The following is a 24,753-nucleotide window of genomic DNA, read 5'->3' as shown; positions in this document are numbered from 1 at the left end:
TAAAGCTAACCTGCCGCACCCAGCTCGGCTAGCCCCCCGTGTGCTAATGTGTCCATCTTTTTTTGCAGGGGTCCTCTTCCAGAATTTCCAGCATTGGAATGCCCCATTTTTGCCCCACACATTTTCACAGAAATCTCTAAACAACTGATGAATAAGACAATTTCAGATTTATCCTCCCATACCCCGATGATGCAGCAGTACTGGCGACTCAAAAACCAGCACCCTGATCAGCTCATGTTCTACCGCATGGGCGACTTCTACGAGATCTTCTACGAAGATGCGAAGAAGGCCGCCAAGCTGTTGGACATCACCCTGACTGCCCGTGGGCAATCGGCTGGGCAGTCGATTCCGATGTGTGGGATTCCTTACCATTCGTTGGAAGGTTATCTGGTCAAGCTGGTGAAGTTGGGCGAATCGGTGGTGATCTGTGAGCAGATCGGCGACCCAGCCACCAGCAAAGGGCCGGTGGAGCGTCAGGTGGTGCGCATTATTACGCCGGGGACGGTGAGTGATGAGGCGCTGCTGGATGAGCGTCGCGACAACCTGATTGCGGCGGTGTTGGGCGATGAGCGTTTGTTCGGCCTGTCGGTGCTGGACATCACCAGCGGTAACTTCAGCGTGCTGGAAATCAAGGGCTGGGAGAACCTGCTGGCAGAACTGGAGCGTATCAATCCGGTGGAGTTGTTGATCCCGGATGACTGGCCGAAGGACTTGCCGGCGGAAAAGCGTCGTGGGGCCAAGCGTCGTGCACCGTGGGATTTCGAGCGTGATTCGGCGCTGAAAAGTCTGTGCCAGCAGTTCTCCGTGCAAGACTTGAAGGGATTTGGCTGCGAAACCCTGACCCTGGCCATCGGCGCTGCCGGTTGCCTGCTCAGCTATGCCAAGGAAACCCAGCGCACCGCCCTGCCGCACTTGCGCAGCCTGCGCCATGAGCGCTTGGACGATACCGTGGTGCTCGATGGCGCCAGCCGTCGCAACCTGGAGTTGGACACCAACCTGGCCGGCGGGCGCGATAACACCCTGCAATCGGTGGTCGACCGTTGCCAGACCGCCATGGGCAGCCGCTTGCTGACCCGCTGGTTGAACCGCCCGCTGCGGGATTTGAGCGTGCTGCAGGCGCGTCAGTCGTCCATCACTTGCCTGCTGGACGGCTATCGCTTTGAAAAGCTGCAGCCGCAGCTCAAGGAAATCGGCGACATCGAACGCATCCTGGCGCGGATCGGCCTGCGCAATGCGCGCCCCCGTGATTTGGCGCGCCTGCGCGATGCCCTGGGTGCACTGCCGCAATTGCAGGCCGCGATGACCGATCTGGACACGCCGCACCTGCAACAGCTGGCCGTGACCACCAGCACCTACCCAGAACTGGCGGCGCTGCTGGAAAAAGCCATCATCGACAACCCGCCAGCGATCATTCGTGACGGCGGTGTGCTGAAGACCGGTTACGACAGCGAGCTGGACGAGCTGCAAGCCCTGAGTGAAAACGCCGGGCAGTTCCTGATTGACCTGGAAGCCCGCGAAAAAGCGCGTACCGGCCTGGCCAACTTGAAGGTCGGCTACAACCGTGTGCACGGCTACTTTATTGAGTTGCCGAGCAAGCAGGCCGAGTCGGCGCCTATCGACTATCAACGTCGCCAGACCCTCAAGGGCGCCGAGCGCTTTATCACTCCGGAGCTCAAAGAGTTCGAAGACAAGGCGCTGTCGGCCAAGAGCCGTGCGCTGGCCCGGGAAAAGATGCTGTATGAAGCCTTGCTTGAGGACTTGATCAGCCAATTGGCACCGCTGCAAGACACCGCCGCCGCCCTGGCCGAGCTGGATGTGTTGAGCAACCTCGCCGAACGTGCACTGAACCTTGACCTGAACTGCCCGCGTTTTGTCAGCGAGCCGTGCATGCGCATCGTCCAGGGCCGTCACCCGGTGGTAGAGCAAGTGCTGACGACACCGTTCGTCGCCAACGACCTGTCGCTCGACGACTACACCCGCATGCTGGTAATCACCGGTCCGAACATGGGCGGTAAATCCACCTACATGCGTCAGACCGCCTTGATCGTGCTGTTGGCGCATATCGGCAGCTTTGTGCCGGCGGCCAGTTGCGAGCTGTCCCTGGTGGACCGCATCTTCACCCGGATCGGCTCCAGCGATGACCTGGCCGGTGGCCGTTCGACCTTCATGGTGGAAATGAGCGAAACCGCCAACATCCTGCACAACGCCACCGAACGCAGCCTGGTGCTGATGGACGAAGTCGGCCGTGGCACCAGCACCTTCGACGGCCTGTCCCTGGCCTGGGCGGCCGCCGAGCGCCTCGCGCATCTGCGCGCCTATACATTGTTCGCCACCCATTACTTCGAACTGACCGTATTGCCGGAAAGCGAGCCGCTGGTGGCCAACGTGCACCTCAACGCGACCGAGCACAACGAGCGCATCGTGTTCCTGCACCACGTGCTGCCAGGGCCGGCGAGCCAGAGCTACGGCCTGGCTGTGGCGCAACTGGCCGGCGTACCGAACATCGTGATCAGCCGCGCCCGCGAGCACCTCAGTCGCTTGGAAACCACGGCGCTGCCTCATGAAAACGTGGTCGCCAGCCCCGCCAAAGCCACGAGCAAAAACGCCGCGCCGCACCAGAGCGATATGTTCGCCAGCCTGCCTCACCCGGTGCTGGATGAATTGGCAAAGCTTGACCTGGATGACTTGACGCCGCGAAAAGCGCTCGAAATGTTATATGCACTGAAGACTCGGATATAACGCTGAGGCTTGCAAGCTGGTAGACTCTCGCGCGGTTTGGGATGCTGCGGGCTCTTAGCCTGGTCCGCAGACTACCACTCCCGAACCTCGCGAGCCCTGCCACAAAGGGTTTCGCCGCCGCCGCCTGAGGAGAGAATTAGAAATGACCTTCGTCGTCACCGACAACTGCATCAAGTGCAAGTACACCGACTGCGTGGAAGTATGTCCGGTGGACTGCTTCTACGAAGGCCCGAACTTCCTGGTCATCCACCCGGACGAGTGCATTGACTGCGCCCTGTGTGAACCGGAATGCCCGGCCGTCGCAATTTTCTCCGAGGACGAAGTCCCGGCAGGTATGGAACAGTTCATTCAGCTCAACGTCGAGCTGGCGGAAATCTGGCCAAATATCACCGAGAAGAAAGATTCGCTGCCAGATGCAGCTGAATGGGATGGCAAGCCCGGCAAGATCGCTGATCTGATTCGCTGATCGGTTTGCTACGACTTAAAAGGCCCTCAAGGGCCTTTTTTGCGTTTTGCAGGCTGGGGTTCACTTTTCTACAGGCAAAAAAAGGGGCGGTATGACCCGCCCACATTTTTTCCCTAGTCCCTGTATTCCTTTTCATCATCCTGATGAATCGCATCCTGCGACATTCCTTCAAACCATCGTTCCTTGATGGCTGTGTCAATCCGTGGACACGGGGCCGATCTTAAAGAGTTCCAAAGGAAGTTCAACGGCAACCCAGCCGCCGGCCGAGAGATTTGCGCCTCAGAACAAAAGTAAATAATTGTTATTATTCAATAGGATAGAAAACGACCCGAGTGTTTCGAGACGCCCATGGCGGCTAAAAAAACCAAACACTTACGAGAAAGTAAGTAATTGCTTACACGAGCAATTGCGTAAAAGCGTAACTGGCAGGCCTTGAGCGTTCTGCAGACATGAAAAAGCCCCGACACCGTCGAGGCTTTTCTCCTTCACGTCGCTTAGTCGTCGCTGACGGTAATCGTCGGCATTGCCGGTGCAGCCGCTTCCTGCAGGACGATCCGCGCGCCTACGTGGCGGGCCAGTTCCTGATAAATCATGGCGATCTGGCTGTCAGGCTCGGCGACAACGGTAGGCTTGCCTCCGTCGGCCTGCTCACGAATCAGCATGGACAACGGCAACGAGGCCAGCAGTTCGACCCCGTACTGGGTGGCCAGCTTCTCGCCGCCGCCCTCGCCGAACAGATGCTCGGCGTGACCGCAGTTGGAGCAGATGTGCACCGCCATGTTTTCCACGACGCCCAGCACCGGGATGTTGACCTTGCGGAACATCTCCACACCCTTTTTCGCGTCCAGCAGCGCCAGGTCCTGGGGCGTGGTGACGATCACAGAGCCGGCCACCGGGACTTTCTGCGCCAGGGTCAGCTGGATGTCGCCGGTGCCTGGCGGCATGTCGATCACCAGGTAATCCAGGTCGCCCCAGGCAGTCTGGGTTACCAGTTGCAACAGCGCGCCGGAAACCATAGGGCCGCGCCAGACCATCGGGGTGTTGTCGTCAGTGAGGAAGGCCATGGACATGACTTCCACGCCCAGGGACTCAATCGGCACAAACCATTTCTGATCCTTGACCTTCGGTCGGGTGCCTTCGGCGATGCCGAACATCACGCCTTGGCTCGGGCCGTAGATGTCGGCGTCGAGAATACCCACGCGGGCGCCTTCACGCGCCAGGGCCAACGCCAGGTTGGCGGCGGTGGTGGATTTGCCGACGCCGCCCTTGCCGGAAGCGACAGCAACGACGTTCTTGACATTGGCCAGGCCCGGAATCTGCGCCTGGGCCTTGTGCGGTGCAATCACGCACTGGATGTCGACCCTGGCCGAGCTCACGCCGTCCAGGCCTTCGATCGCCATCTGCAGCATCTGCGCCCAGCCGTTCTTGAACAGACCGGCGGCATAACCCAGTTCCAACTGGACCGACACCCGCTCGCCCTCGATCTCGATGGCGCGCACACAACCGGCACTGATCGGGTCCTGGTTCAAATAGGGGTCGGTGTACTGGCGAAGAACGGCTTCCACCGCTGCGCGATTCACGGCGCTCATGGGCTACTCCCGAAAAAGACTGACTGAAACAGGCGGCTATCCTAACCGTTCCTATGGCTCAACGGCATGCTTTCGCAGGTTTGGAAGATGCTGAAACAGCGTCACGGGGTGAAATATATTTCCCGGCGCTTTATAGTGGCCGACCTCCGTTTCATCAAGTAGCCGAGCCCCATGTCCGAGCCACGCAAGATCCTCGTCACCAGCGCCCTGCCCTATGCCAATGGTTCCATCCATCTTGGCCATATGCTTGAGTACATCCAGACCGATATGTGGGTGCGCTTCCAGAAGCATCGCGGCAACCAATGCATCTATGTCTGCGCGGACGACGCCCACGGTTCGGCCATCATGTTGCGCGCCGAAAAGGAAGGCATCACCCCGGAACAACTGATCGCCAACGTGCAGGCCGAACACAGCGCCGACTTTGCCGAGTTCCTGGTGGATTTCGACAACTTCCACTCGACCCACTCCGAAGAAAACCGCGAGCTGTCGAGCCAGATCTACCTGCGCTTGAAGGATGCCGGGCACATCGACCAGCGTTCGGTCACCCAGTATTTCGACCCGGAAAAGAAGATGTTCCTGGCCGACCGCTTCATCAAGGGCACCTGCCCGAAATGCGGCACCGAAGACCAGTACGGCGACAACTGCGAAAAATGCGGTGCGACCTACGCACCGACCGAGCTGAAGGATCCGAAGTCGGCGATCTCCGGCGCCACCCCGGTGCTCAAGGATTCCCAACACTTCTTCTTCAAGCTCCCGGACTTCCAGCAGATGCTGCAAACCTGGACCCGCAGCGGCACCCTGCAGGACGCCGTGGCGAACAAGCTCTCCGAGTGGCTCGACAGCGGCCTGCAACAGTGGGACATCTCCCGCGACGCGCCGTACTTCGGCTTCGAGATCCCGGGCGAGCCGGGCAAGTACTTCTATGTGTGGCTGGACGCGCCAATCGGCTACATGGCCAGCTTCAAGAACCTGTGTGATCGCACCCCGGAGCTGGACTTCGACGCGTTCTGGAACAAGGATTCCACCGCCGAGCTGTACCACTTCATCGGCAAGGACATCGTCAACTTCCACGCCCTGTTCTGGCCGGCCATGCTTGAAGGTTCGGGCTACCGCAAGCCGACCGGCATAGCCGTGCACGGCTACCTGACGGTCAACGGCCAGAAGATGTCCAAGTCCCGTGGCACCTTTATCAAGGCGCGCACCTACCTGGACCACCTGTCGCCGGAATACCTGCGCTACTACTACGCCTCCAAGCTGGGCCGTGGCGTAGACGACCTCGACCTGAACCTGGAAGACTTCGTACAGAAGGTCAACTCGGACCTGGTAGGCAAGGTCGTCAACATCGCCAGCCGTTGCGCCGGTTTCATCCACAAGGGCAACGCTGGCCTGCTGGTGGCCGAAAATGCCGCACCGGAACTGACCGACGCGTTCCTGGCCGCCGCACCGAGCATCGCCGAAGCCTATGAAGCCCGCGACTTTGCCCGCGCCATGCGCGAAATCATGGGCCTGGCCGACCGCGCCAACGCCTGGATCGCCGACAAGGCACCGTGGTCGCTGAACAAGCAGGAAGGCAAGCAGGCGCAAGTCCAGGCGATCTGCGCCACCGGCGTCAACCTGTTCCGCCAGTTGGTGATCTTCCTCAAGCCGGTGCTGCCGCTGCTGGCCGCCGACGCCGAGGCGTTCCTCAACGTTGCGCCGCTGACCTGGAAGGACCACGCGACCCTGCTCAGCAACCATCAGTTGAACGAGTTCAAGCCGCTGATGACCCGCATCGACCCGCTCAAGGTCCAGGCCATGACCGACGCTTCGAAAGAAGACCTGGTCGCCAGCCAGACCGATACCGGCTCGGCTGCGCCAGTAGGCAATGGTGAATTGGCCAAAGACCCGATCTCTGCGGAAATCGACTTTGACGCTTTCGCCGCAGTCGACCTGCGTGTCGCGCTGATCGTAAAAGCCGAAGCCGTGGAAGGTGCCGACAAGCTGCTGCGCCTGACGCTGGACCTTGGCGGCGAGCAACGCAACGTGTTCTCCGGGATCAAGAGCGCTTATCCGGACCCGTCCAAACTCGATGGTCGTCTGACCATGATGATCGCCAACCTCAAGCCACGGAAAATGAAGTTCGGCATCTCCGAAGGCATGGTGATGGCGGCCGGTCCTGGCGGTGAAGAGATCTACCTGCTGAGCCCTGATAGCGGCGCCAAGCCGGGTCAACGGATCAAGTAAGCCTGCAAGACGGCCCTGTCGCTTCGGCGACAGGGCTTTTCAGCTAGTTCCCCCTTTTCGCTTGCCGGATAATCAGACCCTGTTTGTCTAACCTACCGGCACGCCAATGATCACAGCATGAACCTCATTCAACGTATCGACGCGCTGCTACCGCAGACCCAATGCGGCAAATGCGGGCACCCCGGATGCAAGCCTTACGCAGAGGGCATCGCCAGCGGCGAAGCCATCAACAAGTGTCCGCCTGGTGGACAGGAAACCATCGCCGGCCTGGCGCACTTGCTGAACGTGCCGGTGCTGGCGCTGGATACCTCCCGTGGCGAAGCTCCGGCGCAGATTGCGTACATCCGCGAAGCCGAGTGCATCGGCTGCACCAAGTGCATCCAGGCGTGCCCGGTGGATGCGATTGTGGGCGCCGCCAAGTTGATGCACACAGTGATCGTCGACGAATGCACGGGTTGTGATTTGTGTGTGGCGCCGTGCCCGGTCGATTGCATTGAAATGCGCCCATTGGTCAGCGTGCTGCCGATCGTGGGAGGTCTGGCAGCCAATGATCACGAGCGCCACGAACGCAGCCTCAAGCGTGACCGGGCACGGCGTCGCTACGAACAACGCAACGCGCGCTTGCAGCGGGAAGAGGAGCATCGGCTCGCCGAGCGCCAGGCACGGACCAAACGACCGGCACCGACGGAAACCGCGCCGGTAGATGCCCTGCAAGCGATTACGGACGCAGCGGTGAAGAAGGCCAAGATTGAGCTGGCGATGAGCCGCGCACAGCTGCACAAGTCCTTGAAAGCCTTTGGTCATCCACCGACCTTTGAACAGCAATCTCAGTTGATCGTCCTGCAACAGCAGTTTGAGGCCGCGGAACGCGCATTGGCTGCACTGGAACCAGACAGCACGCCAGCAATGCCACGGTCGCCCGTGAATACTGCCGAACTCAAACGCGCCAAAATCCAGCTGGCGATGCGCCGCGCCGAGCTGAAGAAAGCGCAGGATCGGCTGGCCGCCCCGCAAGAACTGGCCGACGCACAAAACCGGCTCGATGAAGCGCAACGTCAAGTCGATGCCCTGGGCACGTGACCTGCAACGTTGAGAACGGTCGGCAACTGTTTGCTGCATTGCGCTCACGCTAGGGTTGTTACGCGGCGAGGCAGACACCACTTTGATGCCTACCGGGTTTATCCTGCTGGGGTTACTACTGGCAGGGGCCCGGCCTGGACCCTTTTCACCTTCACGCTGAACACCGGCAAGGAACCACTCGTCCCATGAACGCCGTAAAACGCCTGGAAATTTTCCGCAGGTTTCACGAAGACAATCCGGAACCCAAAACCGAACTGGCCTACTCCTCGCCGTTCGAGCTGCTGATTGCGGTGATCCTGTCGGCACAATCCACCGACGTAGGCGTCAACAAGGCCACGGCCAAACTGTACCCGGTAGCCAACACGCCAGCGGCAATCCATGCCTTGGGTGTCGATGGGTTATCGGAGTACATCAAGACGATCGGCCTCTACAACAGCAAGGCCAAGAACGTGATTGAGACCTGCCGGATGCTCGTTGAGCTGCACGGCGGTGAAGTGCCACAAACTCGCGAAGCGCTGGAAGCCCTCCCCGGCGTAGGGCGCAAAACCGCCAATGTCGTGCTCAACACCGCGTTCCGACAGTTGACCATGGCGGTGGACACGCACATTTTCCGGGTCAGTAACCGAACTGGTATCGCCCGCGGCAAGAATGTGGTCGAGGTGGAAAATCAATTGATGAAGTTCGTGCCCAAGCCGTATCTGCTCGACTCCCATCATTGGCTGATCCTGCATGGGCGCTATGTTTGTCAGGCGCGCAAGCCGCGCTGCGGCAGCTGTCGCATCGAGGACCTGTGCGAATACAAGGACAAGACATCAGACGATTGAGCAATCATTGGTTTTTTTGATCTGTCGATTGAAAAAATCTTTTTTACCCATTCATGGATTATCGTTATAAGGAGCGCCAACGGCAGTCTTAGCCCGGAGTGAACCTTATGAGCACTGGCAAAGAACAATTGGATGTAGAAGACGACCTCGTTGCAGAGCCGGATGACGATGGCGAAGCCCCCGTTGCGGAGGTGGCCAAGACCAATCTGAGCAAACGTCGCACTATCGACAATCTTCTGGAAGAGCGACGCTTGCAAAAACAACTGGCCGATTACGACTTCGACCTCTGACCTGGCCATTGACGACCAGAAGCCTCCCTGACGGAGGCTTTTTCCCAACGAGTACTCTGGTTACCTATCAGCGTTTTGATGGACCCCTTCCCACCTATACCAACCCATTGCGCTGGGCCAGTTCAATCAGGTCCACCAGGGAGCGGGCATTGAGCTTGAGCAACAAGCGCGTCTTGTAGGTGCTGACGGTCTTGTTACTGAGGAACATGCCATCGGCGATCTCCTTGTTGGTTTTACCACGGGCCAACTGCTGCAACACCATCATCTCCCGGCCCGAAAGGCGTTCAACCATGTCGGCCTCGCTGGCATTGCCCATGGTAGAGCGCACCGAATTCAGCGCCTGGTTCGGGAAATAGCTGTAGCCGGAAAGCACCGCCTTGATAGCGCTCAGCAACTCGGTCAGGTCCTGTTGCTTGCACACATACCCTGCCGCCCCCGCCTGCATGCATCGCATGGAGAAATGCCCCGGAGCCTGTGACGTCAGTACCAACACCTTGAACGGCGCAGGCTGTTTGACCGAAGAAAGCCGGCAAATAACTTCCAACCCATCGAGCTTGGGAATTCCAATATCCAGTATGACAATGTCCGGCATATGTTCCCGTGCAAGTTGCAACGCATCGACACCGTTATCGGTCTCGGCAACGACCTCATAACCATGACGCTCCATTAGCATACGCACAGCAAGACGAATGACGGAATCTACTATTCGTAATGAAACGCTATTTTTAGGATTATCCTACTGATTGTTAAATATTTTTTATTAAATAGAACTATGTAAAGGTAACGCACGCTGTAGCCTTCCCGGCAGGCCTGTGGGCCAGCGCGCAAGCGAGCCAGTTACCCAAGCCGGTCTGGCCGCCGATAATCAGGCTCAGCCCTTCGCGCAGCCACCGGCCGCTGCCCAGTTGCAAGCTCAGGGATTTGTCCAAGCCAAGCGGGCTGCGAGTTGGAGCTTCACCAGTTGGTACTGACCGTCGACTTCGACGTGGTTGTCAATGTGCATCCGTACCTTGTCCGGCATAGACGTACGGATGTACTGGCAGCGGTGGAAGTGCTGATTGGTCGATGGTTTCGAAGGCTGAGCGGCGTGAGCTGGGCAGTTTTTTGAAGGGCCTGTGGTTAAGTCGTCCGAGCAGCACGCCGATGGCCGTATTAAGTTCGCCCAGCGAGAACAAGTGGCGGTTGCGCAGGGCCGCGAGGATCCAGCGCTCGGTCACCTGCACACCAACATCGACCTTGGCTTTGTCCTTGGGTTTACGCGATCGCGCGGGTAACACGGCAAAGCCGTTGTGCTCGGTCAGGTCACCGCAGCCGAAAACACTCTCCAAGTTTGCGACTTGCCGCGCCAATCGACGCTGGAGGCTTAGGTGAAATTCGATATTTAAAGCCGCCGTCTTCAAACGGACTAACCTTGTTGACCAGTGTCTTCACGTAGGCGTATCTGCCGCGACCACAGCATCTCATCTGATCCACTAATCAAGCAGGTACGTATGCAAGGATGAACACGTGGAATTTTCTCTCATTAAATGCTAACTCAAACTATCGAGTTCGTTATTTACTCTGGCTAAAAGCTGCTTTGAATCCTCCTGCTCCATGTTGGTGTAGACCGCAGCAAGAAGCGTCAGGGGATGAATCCCTAAACTCCTAGCAATAGCAGCCATTTTGGGCAGAGTCGGGGTTTTCTGTCCGCTTTCGAGTTCACTGATGTATCCCTGATTTATGCCAACTGCATTTTGAGGGAGCCCTTTGGCACGACGAATAGATTTGACGGTGAATCCGAAAGCCTCTTTGAGATCCATTTGCTGTCCCGCAAAAGGCACGATAAGGCCTTGCTGCGGACTAAAGAGCTATACGCTATAGCGATATATGAATTTTTTCTTCTATGTGTTTTTTGTTTTTTCGCTCGGATCGTTCTCAACGTGTCCATAGAGGCGCGAACATCTGAGGGTATCGTTCGTCACGCGGAGCATCGGAAACTACCGGAGAGCGTTGTTTGAGATGGCGAGCGGAAAACAGAACTCGGGAATACTTCTTCCTTCGAAGATCTAGCTCCCCGAGCTTGTAGCTGGCTATCGATGTCCGATATAGAACGGCACTCTGGTCGTTGTCCACGCCAGTGAAAGCAACAATGCTTTCAAGCTCTTCTAAAGCCCAGGCGCTGCGCCCGCTTATGGAGGGTGGGCACATCATGTGTACGTGCCTGACCACTACGTCTTGGGCTGTTAAAAGGTAGTGCCGTAGCTCATACGCACACTCAACCATTGCTGCGCGGTTCTGTTGACCGGTTTGAATTGACGTAATCGTAGCAATGAAGCATAGCCCCTCTATTTCGCAATGGGTCCACGTTCTTACCTCTTTATGCTTTGGGTCGAAAAGGAATATCACTCAGCGCTCCGATGTCGTGCCCAGAGAGGGCCCATTGTGTAAAACGTTAGATTATATATGCTATAGCAATATTTTAGGGTCGCATCCACACCGGTCGTCGACACCTGCTCTTTGAAGGGCTACCCACTTTTCCATTGAATGTCGCGTTGAGAGCGGTAGCAGCGTGCCAGGGGCTCCTGTCAGAGGTCATGATGAAAGGAAAACGTAAGGTGAAAAGCAATAGGTGGTCATTGCAGGCTCAGTTCGGTCTCGAAGTCAGTCGCACACTGGCTAAGAGATCAGATAAAAGAGCCCAAAGATTTCTTGATGCGGCTTTAGTATTTGGCAGCGATTTTGAGCCGACCGGACGTTTGGCTGGCGGCTCGCACAGCTCTAATTCAGAGAAACCGTACAAGTGTGCCTAGCCTCCTATCGCGAACACCGCTTGCTGGGGATTCACGTCACCTGCGCGTGTTTCGCAAGCACTGACGAAGTTTCACCGGAAACCCCGACCAACAAAAAGGGGGTCAGTGTCTTCAAGGTTGCGATGGATACGCAAAGAAAACCCAAGGGCCAATGCCCCAAGGAAGTACGGAATCGACCGAAGCCGAAAAAGTGGGGGCCAGAAACGGCAAATCCCGTTCTACGCTCGATTCTCAGCCGTCAATTGCATACGTTCGACGGGGCAGGACGCTGTTACTTGGCACGGGGCCATTTGACTTTCATCAGAAGCGGGATGCGATTCGAAGATCCCTGTAACCACCCTGTGGTTCACGCCTAGATGCAGATGAAAAGTAGTCAATCCATAATGACTGTTGCCGCTGACCGAAAACTGACACAGTGGGTCAGTTTTCAATCAGCGGCAACAGGTTAAGCTCCAGCGAGCGCGAGACATTTTGCTCTCTGCGCAAAATCTAGTACCCCCGTTCAAACCAACCATCACGGACCATTGGTGCGTTAGCTCCGGCCAGATCAAGGTCATTATCGGAAGAGCGATGCGAGGCACCACTACTCTCGCGTACCAACAGGTGCTGGGCGGTTGTCAGTAGGGGCTCTGAAGGCTCGCTATCGATCAGCTTACTGGTGGGCTGGATGCTGGCGTGGGGAGCTTTCCATCCACTCGACTCTTGCCTAGATTTCAGTGCGGGGAAAGCCTTCGAATGAATTTGGCAATCTACGATTTTCATGCATTACTGAATGAGGCTTAAAAGAGTGGTATCAAGGGTTCGCAGCTGCGGCTGCCCCACCGGAAGCGACGTATAAAGTTTTGGACATTTTTATGGCAAAGGGACTTAAAGAGAAAACCATATACGCCTGCATGGATGAGGATCGCTGGGAGTCAGGTCCTCAGTCACCAATAATTCTTGATGGCGTTGATGTGCAGTCATTCAAGGGAGCGGCCAAGACGCTTTTCTCGAATAGAGCTGAATGGATACCGAAAACATGGATTGTCGCACTTGATCCAGGGTCACCTTTGTTTAAAAAGATCAGCAGTTTGCATTCAGATGGCAATACAGAGACGGGTTGGTACGAGGTAAAGTTTGTACTCGACAATGGCGCAGGTAGCAATGGGCTCCTGCAACCGTTGCGAGCACTAGCTAATGAGGTACCTGAGAGGGTTCGTGTAACAGGCGTAGAGATGCTCACCAACCGTCGTACACAGAATAAATTGAATCGTTTTTCCCGATTACAAGGCGCTCCGCGGGCCACAAAGGCGCAGATTAAACAGCTGCTGGATCTCGCGGTCGCTGACATCAGGAGCCCGATGATAACGGTCTATGACGTTGGGCAAGCTAATTGGAATGCCTTGGTCGATACACATGAGTGTCCCACTTCAGCGCCAAAGGTTCGCATGTTCTTCGACTTCGGTGTGCCGACCGGGTGGAACTATAACACCTTACCCACGCCTCCCCTCGACCCTTTGGCCTCCTCAACAATTGAACCCGGCGCTCCAGTGGTCCTTTCGCATTGGGATCTGGACCACTGGGCTGGCGCAGCACTAGGCCAACCCTTATATGGATCACGAGGTTTGAGGATCCGCTGGGATTCACGTGCAGTAAATGACCGAAAATGGCTGGTGCCTAATCAAGGGCGGTTCAGTTCCGGTCAACGAATTTCCCCGACCTCGTGGCGCTTAGCGATAATTTTGTATCGTCAGGGCAATCTGATGGTCTGGCCCACATTGCTCAATACCGTTCAATCGTCACGGGGTGATTGGCTGGTAAAGTGCGTACCGGCTCCCGGCGTCAAATCGAATAACAACAACACGGGGATAGCTTTCTCAGCGCTGCTGCACGAAGAGTGGCGCGGCTACACATTGTGCCCCGCCGACGCGGAGTTTTCGTCCGTTTTTTTCAACCTTCCGCAATCACTAAAGTTCTTCAACCTCATCGCTAGCCATCACGGTGGAAACCTGAAACACCCGGGGCTTATTCCACCTGCGCTCTATGGCAAGCACTCGAGACTCGCCATATCTCATGGCGCTAGATATGGACATCCAACCGCGGCGGCGAAAGCAGCTTACACCGCGAAACAATGGATAACTCAGCACGAGACACAAGCCAGGCTCCCTCAGCCGGGACTACAAGATAGTGGGACGGTCGCACTCCCGGGCTGGCCTCGCAGCTTTGAAAAGCACTGTGCAACCTGCTCCTCCAGAATCGAGACGTGCCCTGTACGGTAATCTGCAACTGGACCGACCAGGTTCGCGCAACGATTCGTTAACAGCGCACTGAGTGTGGCCCCATTCGCTTTAGCGGGCGTAGCTCGACGCTCGCTGATCGGTAACACGATCAACCCAAGGTGCCCGCCGAGGCTCGCAGAAGCGGGTCAACGGCCCGCAAAAAACCGGCGTCATCGAACGCCCGTCCCCTTGCGCGCTGCGGGGCGGCGGCGGCGGCGGCGACTCTTAGGCTAGGTGGACGCTTCTGGCCGATAGCGACGGTCTAGTATCAACCGTCGCAGTGGCGGTCAAACCTCCGTCTGTTCTGCCATTTTCCAAAGCATCATCGACTTCTATTCCCAGGTGTCTAAAGGTGCTTTCGAGCTTCGTAAGACCAAGCAAGAGCTGGATAGCTCTCAGATTTTTCGTCCTACGATAAATCAGCGTTGCCTTGGTTCGCCTCAGCGTGTGAGCACCGTACATGGTTGGGTCAAAGGCCAATAGTGGTTACCCATGCTTTGACTATCCCATCATATTGCCTGGTGGATAAATGGTCTGAACCGTGCAATCGGCTCGGAAACAGGAAGTCCTCACTGCGAAGGCACGCCTGATGCATCCAAGCCTCCAGAACCGTTCGAGTTGGTTCGGTAATTTCAAATTGCACGGGATGACGGGTTTTCTGCTGCATCACGATAGCCCGTGACGACACGTGCTCCCATGAGCTATGTCTCGTACTCGCAGCTTGGTTAAGTCACAGGCACGCAGCTTGCTGTCGATAGCCAAATTGAACAGCGCCAAATCCCTCGTCTTCTCAGCAAGCTGAAGCCTCACTCGGATCGCCCAGATATCCCTGACTCGGATCGGTGCTTCTGTCCGACAAGCTTTCCCTTATTCCATGGTTGATGCCGATACTTAGCAATGGTATTCATGGTGGTGTCCTCCACGTTGGTGGAGGATTAGGGTGGATCAGCCGTGCAGTACCGTTGTCGTTATTAGGCCGACAGCTGACTGCCTCCCATGTACGGGCGTAGGATATGGACCTAGTTCATCTGCCGAGAGTGGAGTGAGTTTCCAATGAGTGATTCTGTGCAAAGGACTGTGATATGTCAGGATCCAGGCGATGGCAGCGAGGATGTGATCATTGATCTGCCTCCGGATGTCCTTGTAGAAATGAACGTCGGTCTCGGTGATTTATTGACCATCGCGCGGGTCGACGGAAAGATAGTGCTAAAGCCAATTCGTGACGCTGATACGAAACCCTAGGGCTAGAATTGGCCGGCAACAGACTAGCTTGGCGCCTGCTGATAAACATGATTTACATAGATTTGACCGATACCACTTCTACATACCGGAATTTCTTTCTGGCTGCTTTGGTAGCTTCCTGCCCTGCCAGCAGCGTGCTTAGAGTATCGGCTTCATGGACGATCTCCAGCGTCCTACCTTCGAACTCATTGCTCACACGGAGAGTAACCAGAAGCCTGGGGGTAAAGGCTTTGGAGACCTCCTTTTTCGCCACTTTTGATAGGGGCGCGGCAGTGACGTTCGGCTGGATCTCTTCCACCGGAGCGGTGGTCACCGGCGCAGATATTTCAGCGTCGCCGAACAACGCTTCGCGCATCTCTTCTAGGGTCAATTCTTTGTTCATGCTGGTGCTCACGAGCCTGATCACTAAACCAGCGCAATTCTAACAGCTAGTTTTGGCGAAGCAGTATCCAGCACCGGAATGTGTAATTCGCACTACCCTCCCGAGAGGAATAAAGCTCCTCATTCGGGTCGCTACTCCCCACATCTCAAATGATCATGTCCAGCGAACGAGCGACAGATGACAGGTTGATTCAGCAGAATCACTGTATGCGTCCGGCCAAGTCATCTACCCGGCCCCGCAAAGCCAGGACATGGTGTGCACTTAAATTCAAGTGGACACCAGTTCTAGCCTTTTAAGCGGGTATTTCATGCAGCCGACACGCCGTTCGTATTCCAAATCCTTCAAGGCCCGGGTCATTCAAGAGTGTGTCCAACCCGGCGCTTCGATTGCCAGCGTTGCCCTTAGCCATAGCCTCAACGCGAACCTCGTCCACAAATGGATTCGGGTGCAAGCGCAGAAAAGCACGGCGCTCCAACCTGCATTCATCCCATTGCCTATACACGAAACAGCCCACGGATCCTCAGCGAATATCAGCATTGAGATTCTGCACCCGCGCGGCACCGTCAAAGTGAACTGGCCAACCGATAATGCTGCTGCCTGTGCCGCATTCCTTCGAGACCTTTTGCGATGATCCGCATCGACGCCATCTGGCTTGCCACCGAGCCCATGGACATGCGCGCCGGAACTGAAACGGCGCTGGCCAGAGTGATCGCGGTGTTCGGCGCGGCGAAGCCGCACTGCGCCTATCTGTTTACCAATCGCCGTGCGACTCGGGTCAAAGTGCTGGTACACGATGGGATTGGCGTCTGGCTGGCGGCACGTCGCTTGAACCAAGGTAAATTCCATTGGCCAGGTGTTCGGCAAGGCAGTGAATTGCAGTTGGATACAGAGCAACTTCAGGCCCTGTTGCTTGGCCTGCCTTGGCAACGGGTTGGCGCTGGCGGTGCAATCACGGTGCTTTAGAAACTGTAATTAGCATCTTGGTTTGCTGTCGCAGACGGTCTGCTTTGGTAAAATCCAAGGCATGACTTCCTCGCCTAATCTCGATCAAATGACTCCCGACCAACTGCGTGCATTCGCTGCGCAATTGCTGTCGCAAGTCGAGACCATGGGCAAGAAGATCAACCGCGATCAAACGCTGATCGAGAAGCTGACCCACGAGATCGCACAGCTCAAGCGTTTGAAGTTTGCCAAGCGCAGCGAGCAGATGAGTCCTGATCAGGCCAGCCTGCTTGATGACCTGATCGATACTGATATCGCGGCGATTGAGGCCGAGCTTCAGGCGTTGCAAATAGCACCAGCAGCGACCGAGGAAAAGCAAAAGCCCAAGCGCACGGCATTGCCGGCAGAGTTCCCACGCACGTTGATCCATCACGAGCCGGACAACACTCACTGCCCATGCGGCTGCGCACTGAAGCGCATCGGTGAAGATGTCAGTGAAAAGCTGGACTACACGCCGGGTGTGTTTACCGTTGAGCGCCATGTTCGTGGCAAGTGGGTTTGCGATGACTGCGAAACGCTGATCCAGGCGCCGGTGCCGGCGCAGGTCATCGACAAGGGCATCCCGACGGCCGGGTTACTTGCTCACGTCATGATTGCGAAGTTCGCTGACCATCTTCCGCTTTACCGTCAGGAATCGATTTTTGGTCGTGCCGGCTTGGTGATTCCACGCTCCACGTTGGCTCAGTGGGTTGGCATGACAGGCGTGCAGTTGCAGCCCCTGGTCGATGCCTTGCGGGACGTAGTGATCGGGCAACAGGTCATGCACGCGGATGAAACACCCGTGCAAATGCTTGCTCCAGGCTCGAAAAAAACTCACCGATCTTATGTTTGGGCGTACGCCACCAGCCAGTTCTGCGAGACAGCCGCTGTCGTCTACGACTTCAGCCCCAGCCGCGCCGGCGAGCATGCTCGTAACTTCCTGCAAGGCTGGAAAGGCAAGTTGGTTTGCGATGATTTTGGCGGTTACAAGGCCAGCTTCGAACTCGGCGTGACCGAGATCGGCTGCATGGCCCATGCCCGGCGCAAGTTCTTCGAGTTGCACGCAACCAACAAGAGCCAGATCGCCGAGCAGGCCCTGCGCTACATCCAGCTGTTGTACGAAGTCGAGAGCGAAGTGCGCGACCTGGAGCCGAATTTACGGCGCCGAATACGGCAAGAAAAAGCCGTACCGGTGATGGATAGGTTGCATGCCTGGATGATCGCGCAGCGTGATGTTGTGCCCGAAGGGTCGGCTATCAGCAGAGCACTCGATTACAGCCTCAAACGCTGGGCAGCGCTGTCGCGCTACCTCGATGACGGGGTGGTTCCCATTGATAATAATTGGGCGGAGAACCAGATCCGGCCATGGGCTCTTGGACGCAAGAACTGGCTCTTCGCCGGGTCACTACGCAGCGGAAAAGTATGCGTCCGGGCATCACGTCTTGCGTGATTAAACCGGCTTCCACTTATGCGGAAGCAACTGCTCAATTTCACTCGCCCGCTGCGTCGGCAGGCGCGTGAGAACATCCTTTAGATAGGCGTACGGATCATGGCCATTCAGCCGTGCTGACTGGATCAAACTCATGATCGCCGCAGCCCGTTTTCCGCTGCGTAGTGACCCGGCGAAGAGCCAGTTCTTGCGTCCAAGAGCCCATGGCCGGATCTGGTTCTCCGCCCAATTATTATCAATGGGAACCACCCCGTCATCGAGGTAGCGCGACAGCGCTGCCCAGCGTTTGAGGCTGTAATCGAGTGCTCTGCTGATAGCCGACCCTTCGGGCACAACATCACGCTGCGCGATCATCCAGGCATGCAACCTATCCATCACCGGTACGGCTTTTTCTTGCCGTATTCGGCGCCGTAAATTCGGCTCCAGGTCGCGCACTTCGCTCTCGACTTCGTACAACAGCTGGATGTAGCGCAGGGCCTGCTCGGCGATCTGGCTCTTGTTGGTTGCGTGCAACTCGAAGAACTTGCGCCGGGCATGGGCCATGCAGCCGATCTCGGTCACGCCGAGTTCGAAGCTGGCCTTGTAACCGCCAAAATCATCGCAAACCAACTTGCCTTTCCAGCCTTGCAGGAAGTTACGAGCATGCTCGCCGGCGCGGCTGGGGCTGAAGTCGTAGACGACAGCGGCTGTCTCGCAGAACTGGCTGGTGGCGTACGCCCAAACATAAGATCGGTGAGTTTTTTTCGAGCCTGGAGCAAGCATTTGCACGGGTGTTTCATCCGCGTGCATGACCTGTTGCCCGATCACTACGTCCCGCAAGGCATCGACCAGGGGCTGCAACTGCACGCCTGTCATGCCAACCCACTGAGCCAACGTGGAGCGTGGAATCACCAAGCCGGCACGACCAAAAATCGATTCCTGACGGTAAAGCGGAAGATGGTCAGCGAACTTCGCAATCATGACGTGAGCAAGTAACCCGGCCGTCGGGATGCCCTTGTCGATGACCTGCGCCGGCACCGGCGCCTGGATCAGCGTTTCGCAGTCATCGCAAACCCACTTGCCACGAACATGGCGCTCAACGGTAAACACACCCGGCGTGTAGTCCAGCTTTTCACTGACATCTTCACCGATGCGCTTCAGTGCGCAGCCGCATGGGCAGTGAGTGTTGTCCGGCTCGTGATGGATCAACGTGCGTGGGAACTCTGCCGGCAATGCCGTGCGCTTGGGCTTTTGCTTTTCCTCGGTCGCTGCTGGTGCTATTTGCAACGCCTGAAGCTCGGCCTCAATCGCCGCGATATCAGTATCGATCAGGTCATCAAGCAGGCTGGCCTGATCAGGACTCATCTGCTCGCTGCGCTTGGCAAACTTCAAACGCTTGAGCTGTGCGATCTCGTGGGTCAGCTTCTCGATCAGCGTTTGATCGCGGTTGATCTTCTTGCCCATGGTCTCGACTTGCGACAGCAATTGCGCAGCGAATGCACGCAGTTGGTCGGGAGTCATTTGATCGAGATTAGGCGAGGAAGTCATGCCTTGGATTTTACCAAAGCAGACCGTCTGCGACAGCAAACCAAGATGCTAATTACAGTTTCTAAAGCACCGTGATTGCACCGCCAGCGCCAACCCGTTGCCAAGGCAGGCCAAGCAACAGGGCCTGAAGTTGCTCTGTATCCAACTGCAATTCACTGCCTTGCCGAACACCTGGCCAATGGAATTTACCTTGGTTCAAGCGACGTGCCGCCAGCCAGACGCCAATCCCATCGTGTACCAGCACTTTGACCCGAGTCGCACGGCGATTGGTAAACAGATAGGCGCAGTGCGGCTTCGCCGCGCCGAACACCGCGATCACTCTGGCCAGCGCCGTTTCAGTTCCGGCGCGCATGTCCATGGGCTCGGTGGCAAGCCAGATGGCGTCGATGCGGATCATCGCAAAAGGTCTCGAAGGAATGCGGCACAGGCAGCAGCATTATCGGTTGGCCAGTTCACTTTGACGGTGCCGCGCGGGTGCAGAATCTCAATGCTGATATTCGCTGAGGATCCGTGGGCTGTTTCGTGTATAGGCAATGGGATGAATGCAGGTTGGAGCGCCGTGCTTTTCTGCGCTTGCACCCGAATCCATTTGTGGACGAGGTTCGCGTTGAGGCTATGGCTAAGGGCAACGCTGGCAATCGAAGCGCCGGGTTGGACACACTCTTGAATGACCCGGGCCTTGAAGGATTTGGAATACGAACGGCGTGTCGGCTGCATGAAATACCCGCTTAAAAGGCTAGAACTGGTGTCCACTTGAATTTAAGTGCACACCATGTCCTGGCTTTGCGGGGCCGGGTAGATGACTTGGCCGGACGCATACGCGGAAAACGGGCTGCGGCGATCATGAGTTTGATCCAGTCAGCACGGCTGAATGGCCATGATCCGTACGCCTATCTAAAGGATGTTCTCACGCGCCTGCCGACGCAGCGGGCGAGTGAAATTGAGCAGTTGCTTCCGCATAAGTGGAAGCCGGTTTAATCACGCAAGACGTGATGCCCGGACGCATACATTTGAAAAAAATTTAGCGCAAATACAGAAATCAAAATCGGTGCAAAAATCACACTCCTACGCAAAATCTAGGTCTGCTGACTAACCGATCGTTTGCAGATTTAACGTAGAAGCGAGGATTTCGACACGGCGTCTGCGTTTTTACACAGCCTGGGCCGTTTTCAGCCGGTCTCGACAGGCAGAAAACGGCCAATTGTGTCCTTCACGAAAGGTAGCTTAGGGTCGATTCTGTTGAAACAGTCGGTTTTCTCAAACTGCCAAAAGATTAATCGGTGAAAGCGCCTCTTTTACGCACTGCTAAGTGAAATCTGAGTCTGAATGCCTTTACGGCGATTCAAGATTTCAATCTCATGCGCGTACTTTTCCTGCCGTGAAAACCACATCCGACTTTTTCAACAGAATCGGTCTAAGGCCGACACTCACGGCAGCTTATTTGCTCACATCCCAATTGTGTAGGGGTATGTTGGGGATTTTGAATGATAGCCCCATGGTTGGTGTCTGTGAGGCTCGCCCGCAAAAAGTTGCATAAATGCATAAAATGCTTACCAGTAACCTCTCAGTACTTGATAACCCAGTCAGCCGATGTTCGGAACAGAACACAGTTAAAGCTTTCCACTTGCACGATGAAAAATACAAGCTAGAGTCATTGTTAAAAATCATATTACCCCATGGTTATAGGCAGTTATGACATGAAGCTATTTTTTACTAGCATGATACTTTCTGGATTGCTTTTGATTTTAGCTGCCTGTGCAGTTCCTGGACGACCTCTAAGCCAAGAAGATATGTCATCATTGATCTTATGCGCGGCGGGAGGGGAAAATGGACTTTCCGCAAAACTGACAGGAAAAATAAAAGTTCCTAGCAAAGAATTTGAGACAGAATTAAGTTTTTCCGAGAAAGTTAAGACGGCTATTTTCTCAGAACCCACGATAAACAGTAGCGACAAAGTTCTAATTTACAAGTCTTATCTAGGCTGCATAGATAAGTTCGAAACCACAAAAAAAGAAGGACGGCTTCAAGTTCAGGCGAAGAATTCAAAGATTGAGTCCTGCCGAGTGAAGCTCACCTGCGAAATTGAGAAGCTTGATTCCGCATGTCGGTGCCGTACGATTATAGAGTCTGAGGCCGGCAAAGCTGGTCTCGGTAAAAACGCCACTAACAAATTGGTCATGAATGAGTGCTATAACTCAGGTTCGTCAATAAACACATGTTGGAACAACGACGAAATTTCATCAGCGAGAATAGAGTGCACCTCTCTCCTCACTGCTAATAATACAGCCCCCCCTACACCTGCAAAAAACACATGCTTATATAAGAGTGAACATAAATCGGATCCGTGGTGGAAGTTTTAATGCTCGGCTTTTTCATTCAATATTACTCCGAACCCCATATTAATCACTTTAAGAAACTCAGCACAAATTGATTTTTTTTGAGATTGGGCTCTTAGATCACTATCAGAACTTTTCTGAATAGATAGATAGAGATCCGAATCCATTTTTTCATGCCTGCATTCCACTTATGGCCTGAAAATACGGTACTTTAGTACTTTGCTCATGGAGCCTTGCGGTCTATAGCGGCCCTGGATCTGCCCTAATTTTTCCCTAAACTGTCCCACTAGTGCCGCTGCTATCCGCGGATTTTCTCGAAAGGAATCGATCCATGTCAGGTGATTACTCAGTACCCGATGTACTAGAACAGATCTATGACAATCAGCTCGCGTTGGACGCGGCGATAATGGAGGTAACGTTGTGGCTGGAACAGAGGGCTTCGCCAGAGCTAGGCGACATTATTTGTGGAGCACTGGAAGCAATTGGGGAATACGCTGGCCACATCAAACAGGGCTAGGCCAAACTAAGAGCTCCGAATCTCAGCTAGCGCCACCTCATTCAGTGGGAATTGATGCACGAGGAATTTCACACCAATGAGCGAGTTGAATCGAAAGCATCCCTTGGCGAAATTGGTCGAGGCATTAGGCAGTATTTGTCCCGTGCCACGAGGCCGGCAATCCGATGTACTGAGAGAAGAGTCATTGAATAGGCGGCTGAATCGCCCCTAGTTTCGTAGACACCTCCAAGCCTTAAAATGAGGCCCATTAGGAGGTGCCATGAGCAACCAGCGTTATCCCGAAGAATTCAAAATCCAGGCGGTCAACCAAGTGACCGAAAAACAGCTTCCTGTTTCAGAGGTAGCTGCGCGATTGGGCGTGTCCGTGCACAGCCTCTATGCCTGGATTAAGCGCTACACCAAGCCCCAGGAGCAGCGGGTTCAGGAGGACGATCAGAGTGCTGAGCTAAAGCGGGTGACGGAGGAGCGAGACATCTTAAAAAACCGCCTCCCCGGCGTTCCGCGCCCCATTGGATTAGAAACACTGCGTTCTACACTGATCTTACTGGACAGTGGTCGCTGGCTTTTTGGAGGCTTAGTCCCCGTCAAAAAACTTGACCCAGGGGAAGCTGCGGACCCGTTAGTGGTGGCACGTTCCGTGACCCCGTTTAGGAAGGTGATTTGATCCGAGTCCCCGTCCAGTTCAACTTGACTGGAGATGCTCATGAAAAAGCATGATCTGAAGCAGCGTGGGTTACCGGTTATTCATGATTACGCAGCCGGCATTGATATTGGCTCACGCTTTCATGTGGTGGCCGTTCCTGCAGACCTGGCCAAAGAATCCGTTCAAACTTTCCAGGCCTTCACTGCCGATCTCGAGCGCATGGCCAACTGGCTGGTAAGTCTTGGGATAACGACGGTCGCCATGGAATCAACAGGCGTTTACTGGATTCCGGTTTACGAAATACTGGAAGCGCACGGCCTTCAGGTCGTACTCGCCAATGCGCGTGATGCCCGTGCGGTGCCAGGACGCAAAACCGATGTGAATGATGCACAGTGGATTCAACGACTCCATGCATGTGGGCTGCTTCGGGCCAGCTTTCACCCAGATCGTGAGATTTCGGCTTTGCGCAGCTATTTGCGGCTGCGGGAGCGTCATCTCGATTATGCCGCGGCGCATATTCAGCACATGCAAAAAGCTCTCACGCACATGAACCTGCAATTGCATCACGTCGTGGCCGATATCACCGGCTTGTCGGGGATGCGGATAATTCGCGCCATCGTCGCAGGCGAGCGCAGCCCCTCCTCGTTAGCGGCGCTGAGTGACAAGCGCTGCAAGGCGAGTGTTGATGTGATTGAGGCATCGCTGGTCGGCAACTATCAGCTCGAGCACGTTTTCGCTTTGACGCAGGCGCTGTCCATATATGACGCTTATCAGGCGCAGCTACTGGTTTGCGACCAGCAGATTGCACAAACGCTGATTAAGCTCTCGCAGGAAAAGACACTGCCCGCTGAGCCGCTACCAAAACCACGGCATAACACTCGGCAACCCAACGCGCTCAATTTCGATGTACGTACCTTGCTCTATCAACTGGTCGGTGTTGATTTGACCCAGATCCACGGCATCGGCCCCTACCTGGCTCTTCGGCTGGTCGCCGAGTGCGGCACGGATCTAAGTCGATGGCGAACTTGCCACCATTTCACTTCCTGGCTCACTCTTGCGCCCGGCTGTCGCATCAGTGGCGGAAAAGTTCTTTCGGCCCATACCCGCAAGACCAAAAATCGAGTGACCGCCCATCTGCGCTTAGCCGCTGTGACCGTCGGCAGAACGAACACGGCATTGGGTGCGTTTTATCGGCGTCTCGCGGCTCGAATCGGCAAAGCCAAGGCCGTCACAGCTACCGCCCGAAAGATCGCGATCCTGTTCTATAACGCCATGCGTTTCGGTATGAGTTATCAAGACCCAGGAGCCGATCACTATGAGCAAAAATATCGCGAGCGAGTCGTCAAAGGCCTACACCGACGCGCGGCTGAGTTTGGTTTTACGCTGCAACCAGTGGAGGGTGTTTCTTAGGAAGGCC

Annotated in this window: 18 protein-coding genes and 6 pseudogenes; 14 read left to right on the top strand and 10 right to left on the bottom strand. The window is 55.7% G+C overall.

The annotated features are described in order from the left end of the window. Positions 1-159 precede the first annotated feature (159 nt). Entirely contained in the window at positions 160-2,739 is a 2,580-nt protein-coding gene (gene mutS / locus AC3ISR_RS06070; protein ID WP_463983377.1) for a DNA mismatch repair protein MutS, read from the top strand. 142 nt (positions 2,740-2,881) lie between these two features. Further along, positions 2,882-3,205, top strand: coding sequence for a ferredoxin FdxA (gene fdxA / locus AC3ISR_RS06065; protein ID WP_192297299.1), 324 nt, complete (start codon positions 2,882-2,884; stop codon positions 3,203-3,205). Between the two features lie 494 nt (positions 3,206-3,699). Here fdxA and apbC read toward each other — a convergent pair whose 3' ends face one another. Further along, the gene (gene apbC / locus AC3ISR_RS06060; RefSeq protein ID WP_192297300.1) at positions 3,700-4,794 is read right to left on the bottom strand and encodes an iron-sulfur cluster carrier protein ApbC; all 1,095 of its coding nucleotides are present in this window, start codon (positions 4,792-4,794) and stop codon (positions 3,700-3,702) included. Positions 4,795-4,965: 171 nt separating this feature from the next. Here apbC and metG point away from each other — a divergent pair, with 171 nt between their 5' ends. The 4 genes from metG (at position 4,966) to AC3ISR_RS06040 (ending at position 9,211) form a co-directional block, all read left to right on the top strand. Beyond that, entirely contained in the window at positions 4,966-7,017 is a 2,052-nt protein-coding gene (metG, locus tag AC3ISR_RS06055; RefSeq protein WP_192297301.1) for a methionine--tRNA ligase, read from the top strand. Positions 7,018-7,134: 117 nt separating this feature from the next. Then, positions 7,135-8,097 carry an electron transport complex subunit RsxB gene (rsxB, locus tag AC3ISR_RS06050; protein WP_192297302.1) on the top strand — a complete coding sequence of 321 codons (963 nt, stop codon included), beginning with the start codon at positions 7,135-7,137 and terminating at the stop codon, positions 8,095-8,097. Between the two features lie 185 nt (positions 8,098-8,282). Then, positions 8,283-8,921: an endonuclease III gene (gene nth / locus AC3ISR_RS06045; protein WP_192297303.1), complete on the top strand. Its 639-nt coding sequence runs from the start codon at positions 8,283-8,285 to the stop codon at positions 8,919-8,921. 107 nt (positions 8,922-9,028) lie between these two features. Continuing rightward, the gene (locus tag AC3ISR_RS06040; RefSeq protein WP_192297304.1) at positions 9,029-9,211 is read left to right on the top strand and encodes a PA3496 family putative envelope integrity protein; all 183 of its coding nucleotides are present in this window, start codon (positions 9,029-9,031) and stop codon (positions 9,209-9,211) included. A gap of 94 nt (positions 9,212-9,305) precedes the next feature. Here AC3ISR_RS06040 and AC3ISR_RS06035 read toward each other — a convergent pair whose 3' ends face one another. The 4 genes and pseudogenes from AC3ISR_RS06035 to AC3ISR_RS06020 all read right to left on the bottom strand — a co-directional run bounded on the left by AC3ISR_RS06035 (position 9,306) and on the right by AC3ISR_RS06020 (position 11,010). Continuing rightward, the gene (locus AC3ISR_RS06035) at positions 9,306-9,917 is read right to left on the bottom strand and encodes a response regulator (protein WP_489324835.1); all 612 of its coding nucleotides are present in this window, start codon (positions 9,915-9,917) and stop codon (positions 9,306-9,308) included. Positions 9,918-9,988: 71 nt separating this feature from the next. After that, positions 9,989-10,155 (bottom strand): annotated as a pseudogene (locus AC3ISR_RS06030) (ATP-binding protein); the annotation flags it as partial. After that, positions 10,143-10,515: pseudogene (locus AC3ISR_RS06025) on the bottom strand (IS21 family transposase); the annotation flags it as partial. The pseudogenes AC3ISR_RS06025 and AC3ISR_RS06030, both read right to left, overlap by 13 nt. Before the next feature lie 225 nt (positions 10,516-10,740). Beyond that, on the bottom strand, positions 10,741-11,010 hold the full coding sequence (locus AC3ISR_RS06020) for a helix-turn-helix domain-containing protein (protein WP_065890145.1): 270 nt from the start codon (positions 11,008-11,010) through the stop codon (positions 10,741-10,743). Positions 11,011-12,854: 1,844 nt separating this feature from the next. On the opposite strand from AC3ISR_RS06020, the gene AC3ISR_RS06015 reads away from it, so the two are divergent. Then, positions 12,855-14,258: a hypothetical protein gene (locus tag AC3ISR_RS06015; RefSeq protein WP_489324616.1), complete on the top strand. Its 1,404-nt coding sequence runs from the start codon at positions 12,855-12,857 to the stop codon at positions 14,256-14,258. A gap of 287 nt (positions 14,259-14,545) precedes the next feature. Here the strand turns inward: AC3ISR_RS06015 and AC3ISR_RS06010 are convergent. Together AC3ISR_RS06010 and AC3ISR_RS06005 are read right to left on the bottom strand one after the other, a co-directional pair. After that, a pseudogene (locus AC3ISR_RS06010) lies at positions 14,546-15,166 on the bottom strand (tyrosine-type recombinase/integrase). A gap of 386 nt (positions 15,167-15,552) precedes the next feature. Next, positions 15,553-15,882, bottom strand: coding sequence for a hypothetical protein (locus AC3ISR_RS06005; RefSeq protein ID WP_489324615.1), 330 nt, complete (start codon positions 15,880-15,882; stop codon positions 15,553-15,555). A 307-nt stretch (positions 15,883-16,189) separates the two neighbouring features. Between AC3ISR_RS06005 and tnpA (AC3ISR_RS06000) the strand changes: the two genes are divergently transcribed. The 3 genes and pseudogenes from tnpA (AC3ISR_RS06000) to AC3ISR_RS05990 all read left to right on the top strand — a co-directional run. Beyond that, the gene (tnpA, locus tag AC3ISR_RS06000; RefSeq protein ID WP_011600737.1) at positions 16,190-16,513 is read left to right on the top strand and encodes an IS66-like element accessory protein TnpA; all 324 of its coding nucleotides are present in this window, start codon (positions 16,190-16,192) and stop codon (positions 16,511-16,513) included. After that, positions 16,510-16,845, top strand: coding sequence for an IS66 family insertion sequence element accessory protein TnpB (gene tnpB, locus AC3ISR_RS05995; RefSeq protein ID WP_011600736.1), 336 nt, complete (start codon positions 16,510-16,512; stop codon positions 16,843-16,845). Before tnpA (AC3ISR_RS06000) ends, tnpB (AC3ISR_RS05995) begins: the two co-directional genes overlap by 4 nt. 61 nt (positions 16,846-16,906) lie before the next feature. Then, positions 16,907-18,283: pseudogene (locus tag AC3ISR_RS05990) on the top strand (IS66-like element ISPpu19 family transposase); the annotation flags it as partial. Between the two features lie 30 nt (positions 18,284-18,313). Here the strand turns inward: AC3ISR_RS05990 and AC3ISR_RS05985 are convergent. The 3 genes from AC3ISR_RS05985 to tnpA (AC3ISR_RS05975) all read right to left on the bottom strand — a co-directional run bounded on the left by AC3ISR_RS05985 (position 18,314) and on the right by tnpA (AC3ISR_RS05975) (position 20,557). Further along, a complete protein-coding gene (locus tag AC3ISR_RS05985; RefSeq protein WP_489324834.1) occupies positions 18,314-19,840 on the bottom strand; it encodes an IS66-like element ISPpu19 family transposase in 1,527 nt (508 codons plus the stop codon). Positions 19,841-19,901: 61 nt separating this feature from the next. Beyond that, a complete protein-coding gene (tnpB, locus tag AC3ISR_RS05980) occupies positions 19,902-20,237 on the bottom strand; it encodes an IS66 family insertion sequence element accessory protein TnpB (RefSeq protein ID WP_011600736.1) in 336 nt (111 codons plus the stop codon). Then, entirely contained in the window at positions 20,234-20,557 is a 324-nt protein-coding gene (gene tnpA, locus AC3ISR_RS05975) for an IS66-like element accessory protein TnpA (RefSeq protein WP_011600737.1), read from the bottom strand. The genes tnpB (AC3ISR_RS05980) and tnpA (AC3ISR_RS05975) overlap by 4 nt, the downstream gene beginning before the upstream one ends. A gap of 90 nt (positions 20,558-20,647) precedes the next feature. Between tnpA (AC3ISR_RS05975) and AC3ISR_RS05970 the strand changes: the two are divergent. The 4 genes and pseudogenes from AC3ISR_RS05970 to AC3ISR_RS05955 form a co-directional block, all read left to right on the top strand. Continuing rightward, positions 20,648-20,818, top strand: a pseudogene (locus AC3ISR_RS05970) (transposase domain-containing protein); the annotation flags it as partial. 719 nt (positions 20,819-21,537) lie between these two features. Further along, complete coding sequence (locus AC3ISR_RS05965) at positions 21,538-22,200, top strand: hypothetical protein (protein WP_489324614.1); 663 nt, start codon at positions 21,538-21,540, stop codon at positions 22,198-22,200. A gap of 752 nt (positions 22,201-22,952) precedes the next feature. Continuing rightward, positions 22,953-23,174: pseudogene (locus tag AC3ISR_RS05960) on the top strand (transposase); the annotation flags it as partial. 222 nt (positions 23,175-23,396) lie between these two features. Continuing rightward, entirely contained in the window at positions 23,397-24,746 is a 1,350-nt protein-coding gene (locus tag AC3ISR_RS05955) for an IS110 family RNA-guided transposase (RefSeq protein WP_489324613.1), read from the top strand. The last annotated feature ends 7 nt before the right edge of the window (positions 24,747-24,753 follow it).

The sequence above is a fragment of the Pseudomonas sp. GL_117 genome (assembly GCF_057835125.1).
The sequence above is the reverse complement of the archived record's forward strand: the minus strand, read 5'-3'. Positions and strand labels throughout refer to the sequence as shown.

Coding starts and splice junctions, on each gene's coding strand:
- fdxA (WP_192297299.1), top strand. CDS start 2,882: ATGACCTTCGTCGTCACCGACAACTGCATCAAGTGCAAGTACACCGAC.
- apbC (WP_192297300.1), bottom strand. CDS start 4,794: ATGAGCGCCGTGAATCGCGCAGCGGTGGAAGCCGTTCTTCGCCAGTAC.
- metG (WP_192297301.1), top strand. CDS start 4,966: ATGTCCGAGCCACGCAAGATCCTCGTCACCAGCGCCCTGCCCTATGCC.
- rsxB (WP_192297302.1), top strand. CDS start 7,135: ATGAACCTCATTCAACGTATCGACGCGCTGCTACCGCAGACCCAATGC.
- nth (WP_192297303.1), top strand. CDS start 8,283: ATGAACGCCGTAAAACGCCTGGAAATTTTCCGCAGGTTTCACGAAGAC.
- AC3ISR_RS06040 (WP_192297304.1), top strand. CDS start 9,029: ATGAGCACTGGCAAAGAACAATTGGATGTAGAAGACGACCTCGTTGCA.
- AC3ISR_RS06020 (WP_065890145.1), bottom strand. CDS start 11,010: ATGGATCTCAAAGAGGCTTTCGGATTCACCGTCAAATCTATTCGTCGT.
- AC3ISR_RS06015 (WP_489324616.1), top strand. CDS start 12,855: ATGGCAAAGGGACTTAAAGAGAAAACCATATACGCCTGCATGGATGAG.
- AC3ISR_RS06005 (WP_489324615.1), bottom strand. CDS start 15,882: ATGAACAAAGAATTGACCCTAGAAGAGATGCGCGAAGCGTTGTTCGGC.
- tnpA (WP_011600737.1), top strand. CDS start 16,190: ATGCAGCCGACACGCCGTTCGTATTCCAAATCCTTCAAGGCCCGGGTC.
- tnpB (WP_011600736.1), top strand. CDS start 16,510: ATGATCCGCATCGACGCCATCTGGCTTGCCACCGAGCCCATGGACATG.
- AC3ISR_RS05985 (WP_489324834.1), bottom strand. CDS start 19,840: ATGACTTCCTCGCCTAATCTCGATCAAATGACTCCCGACCAACTGCGT.
- tnpB (WP_011600736.1), bottom strand. CDS start 20,237: ATGATCCGCATCGACGCCATCTGGCTTGCCACCGAGCCCATGGACATG.
- tnpA (WP_011600737.1), bottom strand. CDS start 20,557: ATGCAGCCGACACGCCGTTCGTATTCCAAATCCTTCAAGGCCCGGGTC.
- AC3ISR_RS05965 (WP_489324614.1), top strand. CDS start 21,538: ATGAAGCTATTTTTTACTAGCATGATACTTTCTGGATTGCTTTTGATT.
- AC3ISR_RS05955 (WP_489324613.1), top strand. CDS start 23,397: ATGAAAAAGCATGATCTGAAGCAGCGTGGGTTACCGGTTATTCATGAT.